General features: G+C 29.8%; 10 protein-coding genes. All 10 read left to right on the top strand.

The features are described from left to right. Positions 1 to 149: 149 nt before the first annotated feature. Entirely contained in the window at positions 150 to 668 is a 519-nt protein-coding gene (locus RH99_RS16565; RefSeq protein ID WP_010240837.1) for a hypothetical protein, read from the top strand. 50 nt (positions 669 to 718) lie between these two features. Further along, on the top strand, positions 719 to 1,162 hold the full coding sequence (locus RH99_RS16560) for a cell wall hydrolase (RefSeq protein WP_010240835.1): 444 nt from the start codon (positions 719 to 721) through the stop codon (positions 1,160 to 1,162). A gap of 41 nt (positions 1,163 to 1,203) precedes the next feature. Next, positions 1,204 to 1,632, top strand: a complete 429-nt coding sequence (locus tag RH99_RS16555) for a hypothetical protein (RefSeq protein ID WP_010240832.1) — start codon at positions 1,204 to 1,206, stop codon at positions 1,630 to 1,632. 244 nt (positions 1,633 to 1,876) lie between these two features. Beyond that, positions 1,877 to 3,205 (top strand): aminotransferase class V-fold PLP-dependent enzyme, encoded by a 1,329-nt coding sequence (locus RH99_RS16550; protein WP_010240829.1) that lies wholly within the window; start codon positions 1,877 to 1,879, stop codon positions 3,203 to 3,205. 300 nt (positions 3,206 to 3,505) lie between these two features. Further along, positions 3,506 to 3,982, top strand: coding sequence for a DsrE/DsrF/DrsH-like family protein (locus RH99_RS16545; RefSeq protein ID WP_010240827.1), 477 nt, complete (start codon positions 3,506 to 3,508; stop codon positions 3,980 to 3,982). A 331-nt stretch (positions 3,983 to 4,313) separates the two neighbouring features. Further along, positions 4,314 to 5,207 (top strand): acyl-CoA dehydratase activase-related protein, encoded by an 894-nt coding sequence (locus RH99_RS16540; RefSeq protein WP_010240826.1) that lies wholly within the window; start codon positions 4,314 to 4,316, stop codon positions 5,205 to 5,207. Continuing rightward, entirely contained in the window at positions 5,207 to 6,298 is a 1,092-nt protein-coding gene (locus RH99_RS16535) for an acyl-CoA dehydratase activase-related protein (RefSeq protein WP_010240824.1), read from the top strand. The genes RH99_RS16540 and RH99_RS16535 overlap by 1 nt, the downstream gene beginning before the upstream one ends. Next, entirely contained in the window at positions 6,286 to 7,239 is a 954-nt protein-coding gene (locus RH99_RS16530) for an acyl-CoA dehydratase activase (protein ID WP_010240822.1), read from the top strand. The genes RH99_RS16535 and RH99_RS16530 overlap by 13 nt, the downstream gene beginning before the upstream one ends. A gap of 15 nt (positions 7,240 to 7,254) precedes the next feature. Then, complete coding sequence (locus RH99_RS16525) at positions 7,255 to 8,622, top strand: hypothetical protein (RefSeq protein WP_010240820.1); 1,368 nt, start codon at positions 7,255 to 7,257, stop codon at positions 8,620 to 8,622. 160 nt (positions 8,623 to 8,782) lie between these two features. Further along, positions 8,783 to 9,370: hypothetical protein (locus tag RH99_RS16520; RefSeq protein ID WP_010240818.1), on the top strand; the 588-nt coding region annotated here is incomplete at its 3' end.

Below are 9,370 nucleotides of genomic sequence, written 5' to 3'. Positions count from 1 at the left end.
TTAAATTAAAAAACTAACCAGTAGAAAGTAATGTCTTATTATTCTTCACTGGTTATTTTTTTATACTTTCCTTTTCATTGGAATGCACATTATTATTGTATAGGAATAATATGTTAGTGTGAGTTTTAATATTTTAGGAGGAAAATTTTATGATGCCAAATTCTTATTATAATTCTTTATATAGACATGATCCTTCACAAGAAGAAATGCCAATTATACCTACAGAGGAGAAAGATGATATATTTGATAATGATAATGATAACAGACAACAGCAATGTCAATGTCAACCAGTAGGAAGTACTTTAGGTATTAATGCTACTCCTGCTACTCCTGCCACTCCTAGTACTACTCCTACTGATGCTACAGGTACTGTAGGCGGTACAGGAACTATAGGAGCCCAAGGTACAACAGTACCCTCTGTAAGTTTACCGGCAACTTGTTCTGGGTGTGAGCCACCAGTGGATAGTACACAATATACACAAGGATACTTAAGGACTCAAATAGGTAAAAGAGTAAGAATGCAGTTCTTACTTGGTACCAACTCATTTCAAGATAGGACAGGAATATTAGAAGAAGTAGGTATAAGCTATGTAATTATAAGAAATGAAGAGACCAACACCAATGAGTTATGTGATTTGTATTCTATAAAATTTGTTGATTTTTTCTAGAAATTTAATTTGATATCTTATACTATTTGTTAATTAAGAGGTGAAAAAGTATGGCGTACTCAGACAGAGAACTTATTGCCAGAATATTAAAATGTGAAGCCGGTGGTGAAGGTGAAAATGGAATGAAGGGAGTAGCCACTGTTATTATGAATAGGGTTAGGGTACCTTATGGAGAATATCAAAGAATAGGTCAAGGTGATCCTAGAAAGGTAATATATCAACAAGGTCAATTTGACTGTGTAAGATCTGTACTCCGTGGAGTTCCAAATCCTCAAACAATATGGGCTAATCCGCCAGATGATACTCATTATGAAATAGCAGATTGGGCTCTTGCTGGAAATAGATTGTATAATATAGGCTATTCTCTATGGTATTTTAATCCATTTGTTACAACCTGTCCTAATGAGTTTCCGAATAATGGAACGGGAGTTTTTCAAGTGAGGGTAGGGCAGCATTGCTTCTATAATCCAACAGAACTATATGCTCAAACTTAATATAAAATATAGATTTATGCTTAGTTAAGGAGGAAAGTCTTATGACAGATAAATATTGTAATGATTGTTTCTATAGTCAGAATGATGAGGGGGCATACAATGGTGAAATATCTCTTCCAGATAATATTTTAGAAGAAAATAATAAAAATGAAGACATACAAATTTTTAATGAGAGATCAGTTACTCCAGTTCAAAATCAAATAACTTCTTTTAATGATGCTCAGGAACTATTTACTGATTCACCTGGATCACCAAGAGTTCTTGGAATAGAATATACACCAGGATATTTAAGGACAATTATTGGAAGAAGAGTAAATGTTACATTTTTAATTGGATCAAGTACATTAACTGATAGAACAGGTATATTGACAGCAGTCGGAATAAGCTATATTATTTTGCAACAAATTCAAACTAATACACAAACACTTTGTGATATATATTCAATAAAGTTTGTTAGAATATTTAATTAAGGCATATGAAAATAAATAGTAAGTCAAAGATGCGACGTATATTTTGAATCCTACAAGGAAATAGGTTCTTCAGATAGTGAGCTATCTGAGGGTTCTGTTGACGTGGTTGGATTCAAAATAGACTAGCATACTGACTAGTTATTTATTTGAATGTGCCTAAGGCACATTCAATACCATTTATAATGTAACAATATATAATAATGAAAAATATAATACTAATGAATCAATATTTAAGGGCAGTAATATGTATTATAATTCTTACAAATCAATATATAGAAATTTAATTGTGGGTGCAGATACAAAGATTCCAATAAATAATGGAAAAATAACAACAGCTATAAATTTTGATAATGCGGCTACAACGCCACCATTTATTTCTGTACTTAAAAAAATTATTAATTATGCTCCTTGGTATTCATCTATTCATAGAGGAGTTGGATATAAATCTCTATTATCCTCTAAGATTTATGAGGACTCAAGAAAAATTGTATTGGATTTTGTAGGTGCAAATTCTAAAAAAGATATCGTTATATATGTAAAAAATACTACAGAAGCTATTAATAAATTATCTAATACATTGTGTAATGGGAATAAAGACAGTGTGATACTTGCTAGTGATATGGAACATCACTCTAATGATTTACCTTGGAGAAATAAATATAAAATAGATTACATTAAAGTTAATCGCTGTGGAAAATTGGATTTAAAGGATTTAGAATATAAATTAATTAAGAATAAGGGAAGGGTTAGACTTGTAACTATAGCTGGAGCATCTAATGTAACAGGATATGTGAACCCAATATATTCTATTGCAAAAATTTCTCATAGATATGGTGCAAAAATTTTAGTGGATGGAGCACAACTTGTTCCACATGCACCCATGTGTATGCAACCACATAATTCAGAAGAACACATTGATTATTTAGTCTTTTCTGCTCACAAGATGTATGCACCCTTTGGAACAGGAGTACTAATTGGTCCAATAGATACATTTAAAAATGCAGATCCAGACTATTCAGGTGGAGGTACAGTAGAGACAGTTAATCATGACTACGTAGAATGGAAATTGCCTCCTGATAAAGAGGAAGCAGGTTCTCCAAATATTATGGGAGTAGTGGCACTAGTAGCTGCTATTAGAAATTTAAACAGATTAGGTATGAATAATATTAAACAATATGAAGATTCACTAGTTAAATATTCAATAGATAAGTTTAAAAGTTTATCAGATGTTAAATTATACTGTGAGTCTAAAGAATGTGGTCCTCGGGTTGGAATAATTCCATTTAATATTAATGGAATTCCCCATGATATTACAGCTAAAATACTTTCCTGTGAATGGGGTATAGCTGTAAGAAATGGATGCTTTTGTGCTCAGCCCTATGTAAGAAAACTACTAGGTATAGGAGAGGATGAAGAAGCCGCTTATATAAAAGATAGTTCCATAAAACGTCCAGGGATGGTTAGGGTAAGCTTTGGAATGTATAACGATTTTAATGAGATAGATGTAATGGTTAATGCTATATCGCAAATTATAAAAAATAAAGAATATTATTTAAATAAATATGGAAAATAGAATATTGTTTAAAAATAACTTTTATGAAGGACTTTTTTGTTATTTATGAAATAAATGGGTTTAACACTGGAATTAATTTTAGTTTTAGTGTTAAACCCTATTTCTATATGAATTATTGTAAGTATTAATATAAATTTTTATGGATTTTCACTCTTGAAAGCTTATAAGGCATATTTACTTTTAAAAATTTGAATATAAAAACCTTTTTTAGCTAATTATAAGAGAATAATAATTAAATATTATGTTTAGGTTATATTTGTTAAATACTAATTATTATATGTATAATAGGAGGGTTAGTTTATGAATAAAAAATTGAATTTATTAATGTTTAGTGGAGATTACGATAAGGCATTAGCTGGATTAATACTTGCAAATAGTGCAAAAAATGTAGGCGCTGATGTATCTATTTTTTTTGCTTTTTGGGGATTATGCCTTGTAAGAGATCCAGAAAAAATGAATATTGAAGATAAAAGTGCTTACGAGAAAATGTTTGATATAGTTACACCTAAAGGACCAGATAACCTTCCGCTTTCAAAAATGAATATGAGTGGAATTGGGAAAAAAATGCTTGTTAAGATGATGGAGGATTCCGAAACACCAAGTTTAGATGCTTTTATGAAAGGTGCAATTAAAAAAGGAGTAAGTTTTTATGGATGTAAATTATCAGTGGAAGTAATGGGGTTTAAAGAAGAGGAGCTTATACCAGAAGTGAAAATCATTACAGCGGATGAATACTTAAAAGATGCTTTTCAATCAGATATTCAATTATTCATTTAAGGCATATTCAAATAAATAACTAGTCAGTATGCTAGCCTATTTTGAATCCTACTGCGTCAGCAGAACCCTCAGATAGCCCACTATCCTTGGAACCTGCTTCCTTGCTCAATTCAAAATATTCGTCGTATCTTTGACTTACTATTTATTTTCACATGCCTAATAGTTAGATAATGATAATTTATGTTTAAAAATTTATTCAGTAGGATGACAAAATATAATATGTAAATAAATTTATAAGTAGAATATGAATATTTTACCTGAAAAGTGTAAAAAATTTATAATGAGATCTGTTAATTATCTAGGAAAGTAATAAGGAAGGGGAAGGTTTTTAATGAAAATAGGTATTCCTAAGGGACTTTTATATTATAAATATTATCCTTTTATAAATAATTTTTTTAATGAATTAGGTGCTGAAATTATAACGTCAGAGGACACTAATAAAAAAATACTTGATTTAGGAGTGAAATTTTCTGTGGATGATGCATGTTTGCCGGTTAAAATATTCCATGGACATGTAGCTTCAATAAAAGATAAATGTGACTATATATTTATACCTCGTTTTATGGAGGTGGATAAAGGGCAATCTATATGTCCAAAATTTTGTGGACTACCAGAAATGGTTAAGAATAGTATCCCAAAATTACCAGAGGTCATAAGTGAGCCCATTTATGGAATCGGCGAAAAAAAATTATGGGACTTTTCAAGAAAAATAGGGAAAAAGTTAAATAAAAATAAAAAGGATATATTAACAGCTTTCACAGATTCATTAAAGATTCAGAAAGCTTTTAATGTAGGTAGAGATGATAAAGAGTATAAGCTTAAAATAGCTCTAGTAGGTCATCCATATAATATATATGATAATTTTGTAAATATGGATATAATGAAAAAACTAAATGATATGAACATTGGGATTATAACAGAAGAATATATAGAGAAAAAATCTATAGATGAGGAAGTAGATAAATTATTTAAAAGACCATTTTGGGCTTTTGCAAGAAATTCTTACGGTTTTGCTACTTATGTTGGTGATAATAAAAAGGTAGACGGAATAATATATATTTCTTCTTTTGCCTGTGGAATTGATTCAATAGTAATTGAATTAATAAAGAATAAATTAAATAATTTTCCAATGCTCGTACTTAAAGTAGATGAACAGACTGGAGAGGCTGGAATGGAAACTAGAATAGAAGCCTTTACAGATATGTTAGAAAGAAGGTGTAGTTAATGAAATTGACTATGCCGCATTTAGGTAATACATATTTAGCTGCTAAAGCATTATTTGATGGAATGGGTATAGATTTTATTGTACCTGAGTTTAGTAATAGAGAGGCACTAGAAATTGGATCAAAATATGCTCCTGATGAAATATGTCTTCCATTTAAGATTATGTTTGGAAATATAATTCAGGGATACAAAGCTGGTGCAGACACCGCTATAATAACTGGAAGCTGTGGACCGTGTAGATATGGGGAGTATTGCGAACTGTTTAAAAATACGCTTAAAAAAGCAGGGTGTAATATTAACTTAATAGTAGTAGATCAGCCTAAAGATATAGGAATAAAGGAATTATTAAGAAGAATCGGAAAGATATCAGAAGCAAGTAACAAATCTAGAAATGAACAAATTAGAGCCCTATTCAATGCTTATAAAGTTATAAAACTTATAGATTATATAGAAGGTACAGCAAGATACTTAGCTGGATATGAAGTGGAAAAAGGGCAATTTAAAAAACTTCTGCAAAATTGTAAAAAAGATGCTGGAAAATGTGATGATCCTATAAAAATGATAGAGGTTTTAGAAAAGCATAAAAGAAATTTAAAACATATTAAAATAGATAAAGATAAGGATCCTATTAGGATAGCTATAATAGGAGAAATATACACTATATTAGAACCTTTTGCAAATCTATATATAGAAGATAAACTTATGGATTATGGTATTTCTGTTAAGAAGGGAATTACTCCTAGTTGGTGGATTAAAGATGCGGCATTAGTACCATTAAAAGCAAATTCAATAAGTATAAGAAGAGCATCTAAAGAATACTTGCCATTATATGTTGGTGGTCATGCAAGAGAGTGTATAGGTGAAACTGTTTTAGCTGAAAAAAATAATATGGATGGCGTAATACAGATATTTCCATTAGGCTGCATGCCAGAAATAGTAGCTAAAGCAATATTGCCACAGATCTCTAAAGATAAAAATTTTCCCATTATGAGTCTTGTGGTTGATGAAATGACTGGTGAAGCTGGATACGCTACAAGAATAGAAGCGTTTATTGATTTACTTGAGAGGAGAAAAGAAAAATGTATTATATAGGTGTTGATGTTGGTTCTGTAAGTACAGATATTGTACTTTTAAATAAAGATATGAATGTAGTTGAATCATTATATTTAAAAACAAAAGGTAATCCGTTAAAAACAATACAAGAAGGTTTTAAGGCTTTGCAGAATAAGTATTCAGATGATGAAATTAAATCTGTAGGAACTACTGGAAGTGGAAGACAAATTGCTTCATTCTTAATTGGAGGAGATTCAGTAAAGAATGAAATAACTGCTCATGCTATAGCTTCATTAGAAATAGAAGAAGACGTAAGAACTATTATTGAAATTGGAGGTCAAGATTCTAAAATAATAATTTTAGAAGATGGAATTGTAACCGATTTTGCTATGAATACAGTATGTGCAGCAGGAACTGGTTCTTTTCTTGATAGGCAGGCAGAAAGACTTTCAGTACCTATAGAGGAGTTTGGAAATCTAGCGTTAAAATCAAAAACACCTGTGAGAATAGCGGGACGTTGTGCTGTATTTGCAGAGTCAGATATGATACATAAACAACAGGTTGGATACAAAGAAGAAGATATTATAAGAGGATTGTGTGAGGCTTTAGTAAGAAATTATTTAAATAATATTGCCAAGGGAAAAGAATTAAAGGAAAAAATATTTTTTCAAGGTGGAGTAGCAGCAAATATTGGAATGAAACGTGCTTTTGAAAAAGAGTTGGGTGTTAATTTATATGTTCCAGAGTATTATAACGTAATGGGTGCTATTGGAGCAGCTATCATTGGAAAAAATACTATTGAAAAAAGTACTACTAAAACTAATTTTAAAGGATTTAAAACTGCTAGTGGAAATTTTAATTCAAGGAGTTTTGAATGTGACGGATGCTCAAACAGATGTGAAGTTGTAAAAATTATGGATGAAAAAAATAGCAGTGGATGTTTTGGAGATAGATGTGGAAAATGGAGCAATTGTAGCTAGGAGGAAATGTATATTATGATGCATTTAGGATTAATACATTATGTATATTTAGGAGTAATAATTGCTATAATTACAATAATGTGTTTTAAAAAGGACGTAGTTCTTCCTTGTATAATTGGACTTTTTCTTATAGGTTTTATTTATAGTGGAAATAATGTACTTAGAGCAATTCAAATTATTTATAGAGCCATAGTAACATCTGGTAGAGAATTTCTGGAGATTGTTATAATTATAGCTTTAGTTAATGCTATGTCTAAAGCATTAACTAGCTTAGGGGCAGACGTTATAATGATAAAGCCTATTAGAAAATTTATGGTTAATGGAAAAAGAGCATTTTTCATATTGGGATTTACTATGCTAGTATTTTCATGGTTTATTTGGCCTTCTCCGGCAGTAGCATTTATAGGTTCACTTATGGTACCGGCCGCAATAAAAAGTGGATTGCCGGCTATTTGGGCAGCTGTTGCCATAGATATATTTGGAAATGGTATGGCTCTTTCTAGCGATTATTTTATTCAAGGAGCTCCAGCTATAACCGCTAAAACTGCAAATATACAGGATTCATTTCAAATTGTAAAAGCAAGTTTCCCATTGTGGATAGTAATGAGTTCTGTAACTATAATATCCTCTGCAATTATTATGGGAATGGATTTAAAAAAGGTTAAAAGTATAAGTAAAAATGAAATTGAAGATATATATAGCAACTCTAATTTTGGTAGTAAGGTTGTTGCCATAGGAACACCACTTTTTTTTATGGCAGATGTTATAATAATGTACATTTTTAGATTAAAAGGTGCTGATGCTACAGCATTAATTGGTGGAACGGCAATTATTATAATGTGTGTATCGTCTATAATAAACTATAAGTTTAAAAATGCACTAGGAAAAGTAACCTTATATATAAAAGATGGATTTATGTTTAGTATGAAGGTTTTTGCGCCTATAATTATAATAGGAGCTTTCTTTTTTTTAGGTAGTAAAGAAAGTGCCCAAGAGATACTTGGACCAAATACCAATGGATTTTTAACAGATATAGGTATATATATATCGCAAAATATAAAGATGAGTAAAATCTCAGTTATATTAATTCATGCTGCTATCAGTGCTATGCTTGGGATTGGTGGATCTGGATTTTCAGGATTGCCACTAATCGGAACTCTTTCACAGGTTTTTTCTTCAAATGTAAATATTAGTAATGCATCACTTTCAGCTTTAGGTCAGATCATAACTATATGGATAGGTGGAGGAACGATAATTCCTTGGAGTGTAGTACCAATTGCAGCAATTTGTAATGTAGAGCCTTTTGAAATAGTTAAAAAGAATGTGATACCTGTTACATTGGGTATTATTGCAGTAATATTTACAGCAATAATTATATTATAGGTGTAGAAGGAAGGATTTAAGCTAATTATGTTAAATTAACTAATATCAAATTCTTATTTTTAATCACACGAGTTGTAAAAAAATAGAAAATATAATATAATATGTATATAATGTTTGATATACAATTATTATTTTATAATAAAAAGGAGGGATTGTTAATATGCTTATTGAAGTTAATGTTAATAAAGATAATTTAAAGAAAAAACTTTATCTTAAAAAAGTGTTGGATTATGGTAAAAAAAATATTTTCTTAGTAGTAATTATTTTATTATGTATACTTATAGTATTTAATTTAGTAATATATAATAGAGGATTAAATAACGTAAATTCTAAAGATATGTTTATTGTAAATAGGCTATCTTTTAATAGCATTATAATTGGAATTCTAATGGGATTCTTTTTGGCGTTATTTGGAGAGGTATGGTATAGAAAAAAGATTGTCAATGATAAGAATAGAGAAACAGTAAAAAATTATGCTAGGATATTTAAAGCTGATATTGAGAGAAGTATTAGATTATTTAAAAATAAGAGATTTGAATTAATTAAGATAAGTAATGTAACTATTGTTAAAAATTGGCTTCAAGGATTTGGTTATATATCTATTGAATTTAATAAAGAAGAGATACAAGAATTTATAAATTATTATTCAAGAATAAATAAGCTTATGGAGTATGAGGAGAGAATAAATCAACATCTTGAAGGTATGCAATATGCTAATTTAAAAGATTATCCTTATATGAAAGAGATA

Source organism: Clostridium arbusti SL206, assembly GCF_000246895.1.
Taxonomy (GTDB): Bacteria; Bacillota; Clostridia; order Clostridiales; family Clostridiaceae; genus Clostridium_I; species Clostridium_I arbusti.
The sequence above is the reverse complement of the archived record's forward strand: the minus strand, read 5'-3'. Positions and strand labels throughout refer to the sequence as shown.

Bases quoted from the DNA above. Each gene is read 5' to 3' on its own strand.
- RH99_RS16565 (WP_010240837.1), top strand. From the start codon at position 150: ATGATGCCAAATTCTTATTATAATTCTTTATATAGACATGATCCTTCA.
- RH99_RS16560 (WP_010240835.1), top strand. From the start codon at position 719: ATGGCGTACTCAGACAGAGAACTTATTGCCAGAATATTAAAATGTGAA.
- RH99_RS16555 (WP_010240832.1), top strand. From the start codon at position 1,204: ATGACAGATAAATATTGTAATGATTGTTTCTATAGTCAGAATGATGAG.
- RH99_RS16550 (WP_010240829.1), top strand. From the start codon at position 1,877: ATGTATTATAATTCTTACAAATCAATATATAGAAATTTAATTGTGGGT.
- RH99_RS16545 (WP_010240827.1), top strand. From the start codon at position 3,506: ATGAATAAAAAATTGAATTTATTAATGTTTAGTGGAGATTACGATAAG.
- RH99_RS16540 (WP_010240826.1), top strand. From the start codon at position 4,314: ATGAAAATAGGTATTCCTAAGGGACTTTTATATTATAAATATTATCCT.
- RH99_RS16535 (WP_010240824.1), top strand. From the start codon at position 5,207: ATGAAATTGACTATGCCGCATTTAGGTAATACATATTTAGCTGCTAAA.
- RH99_RS16530 (WP_010240822.1), top strand. From the start codon at position 6,286: ATGTATTATATAGGTGTTGATGTTGGTTCTGTAAGTACAGATATTGTA.
- RH99_RS16525 (WP_010240820.1), top strand. From the start codon at position 7,255: ATGATGCATTTAGGATTAATACATTATGTATATTTAGGAGTAATAATT.